Below are 2,433 nucleotides of genomic sequence, written 5' to 3' on the forward strand. Positions count from 1 at the left end.
ACCTGTCCTGCATAGGATATGCCGATAAAATCGATTTGGGGATGAAGAACCATTTGTGTATCAATATAGGCTAATAATCCTATCTCATGAGAGCTGACACTATCACTGAGAATACCTTCTTCACTCTCTATTTCACTTCGAAGATGGGTACCGCCGATATCGATAAAAAGTTTTTTCACTTAGAGAGTCTCGCATAGATCCCTTGGTAAGCTTTGGCACTTTCACTCCATGAAAAATCGCATTTCATATTGTGATTGACAACAGCTTCAAAGTGTTTTTTATCACCGTAGAGTTCACACGATTTTTTCACCGCCGAAACCAAAGAGCGAGCTGTCGGAGAGGTAAACACTACTCCGTATCCAAATGGAGTAGTCTCATCGTACGTTTCCACTTTTTTCACCGTATCGGCCAATCCCCCCACTTTATTCACGATCGGAACGGCTCCGTAGGCAAAGGCAATCATCTGGTTCAACCCACACGGCTCGAAAAGCGAGGGCATTAGCAAGAAATCGGCCGCCGCGTACATTCGATGTGAGAGTGCTTCATCATATCCGAAATTCAGGTGGAGATTACCGTAGCGCTCAGCAAGAGCGGCAAGTGAGTCATGATACCCCTCTTCTCCCTCTCCCAGCAATACGACATTGCACTCCATCTGAGCAATTTTCGGTAAAGATTCCACCAACATATCGATCCCTTTTTGGTGGGTGAAACGACCGATAAAGGCAAAAAGAGGTTTACTAGCACCTTTGAGACCACACTGCTTTAAAAGATCATTTTTTGACCATTTTTTCCCTTTGGCATTGGTGTACTTCTCAATCAACGCCTCATCACACGACGGTGAGAAATACTCAGAATCGATTCCGTTTATGATCCCACTCAGTTTACGTCGGTGAACATGTAAAAATCCTTCCAATCCGCATCCGAATTCTGAGGTTAAAATCTCTTTTGCATAGGTTGGGCTTACGGTAGTAACGGCGTCAGAGAATGCAATCCCCGCTTTCATAAAATTGACCTGATTGTAAAACTCAAGCGCATCCATAGTGAAATAACTCTCATTAATACCGATTTGAGGCAATAGCGAAGGGGGAAAGACCCCTTGGTACGCTAGATTATGGATCGTATACACACACTTCGTCTCTATTGAGCTATCTTCCTTTATTAAAAGCGCGGCCAGCGCACACTGCCAATCGTTTAGATGGGCAATCGCATATTTTTCCCGTCGCAGCAATTCGGCGATAGCATACGAGAAAAGTCCGAATCGAAGAGCGTTATCCTCATACCCGCACTCAGGAGGGCCATAGAGGAACTCACGATCACACAGCAAGGGTGCATAGATAAAGCGATACGCTACGTTCTCATATGTCGTTCCATACAGCTCAACCGGATACAAAGAACCGCCCATAGTAATCTCAAACGATTCGATAAGTTTGATTTTAAACTGTTTACGGTCGATGGAGTTGTAGAGGGGTAATACGACACTCACCTCATAACTCTCATTCAATGCCCTCGGAAGTGAATGGGAAACATCCGCCAGTCCTCCGGTTTTAACAAAGGGGTAAACTTCGCTTGACGCGAACAACATACGTTTATTATTCATGTGTGCTCTCCCGTAATAATTTCGCCGCTAACTCCGGAGCAACCGGATTGATAACAATCCCCGTAGTATGTTCAAATCCACCGAATTGGTAGAGACGCGGCATAATGCGAATCGTAAAACGACATAATTCTGCCGAACCGATCCCTTCATTTTCAATCAAAGGGGGGGTGGATATCCAAAGGTTAAAATGGAATACCCCAAGCTGCCGTTTTAGCCTCTGCAGTGTTGAGACTAAAAGCGAAGCAACCGTTTCAATGCGAGTACGGCTCAAGGTATCGATTTGCCCCGCTTCTTTAATCGAACTGATCATCACTTCAAAAGGATAGGCGCTCGCATAAGGGCAAAATGCAGTAAATTCACCCTTTTTTTCAACAACCCTGCATCCTGTTTCTTCTTCATGTTTGAGGATAGATTCCATCAGGGCATGGCCGCTGGTTTGAAAGTATTCATACGATCTTCGATATATTTCACCGCATGTCTTTGGAACCATCGGAAGACCTATCAGCTGCGTATGACAATGGCTCATCGATGAACCTGCATTTTTCCCTTCATTTTTAAATAAAGAGAGATAGACCAACCGTTGATCACGACGCAAATCTCCAACTCTTTGACGAAGGGTTTTTAGCCAAGAGACAGCGTCTGATTCGCTCCACTCAGTCATCGAAGTGGTGTGTCGCGGAGTATCGACTATCACTTCATGGGCACCGAATCCTTCCCAATATTCAAATAACCCGAAATGGTGGTGAGGAGGGGTTTCAAGCTGAACGGCTTTAAAAAGGTTAGGGACAACACGGGTCTCCCATCCCCCTTCATTCGGAAAACTCCCCTCCAAGCGG

At 45.0% G+C, this 2,433-nt stretch carries 2 protein-coding genes; both read right to left on the minus strand.

Translation table 11 applies throughout. From position 1 onward, the window contains the following. Positions 1-175 precede the first annotated feature (175 nt). Positions 176-1,597 (minus strand): glycogen synthase, encoded by a 1,422-nt coding sequence (locus A2517_RS11200; RefSeq protein WP_294897054.1) that lies wholly within the window; start codon positions 1,595-1,597, stop codon positions 176-178. After that, positions 1,590-2,433 (minus strand): UTP--glucose-1-phosphate uridylyltransferase (locus A2517_RS11205; RefSeq protein WP_294897057.1); only part of this gene is annotated, 844 nt, incomplete at its 5' end. The genes A2517_RS11200 and A2517_RS11205, both read right to left, overlap by 8 nt.

This window comes from Sulfuricurvum sp. RIFOXYD12_FULL_44_77 (assembly GCF_001830725.1).
GTDB lineage: Bacteria > Campylobacterota > Campylobacteria > Campylobacterales > Sulfurimonadaceae > Sulfuricurvum > Sulfuricurvum kujiense_A.

Excerpts from the sequence above, each read along its gene's own strand:
- A2517_RS11200 (WP_294897054.1), bottom strand. The coding sequence starts at position 1,597 with ATGAATAATAAACGTATGTTGTTCGCGTCAAGCGAAGTTTACCCCTTT.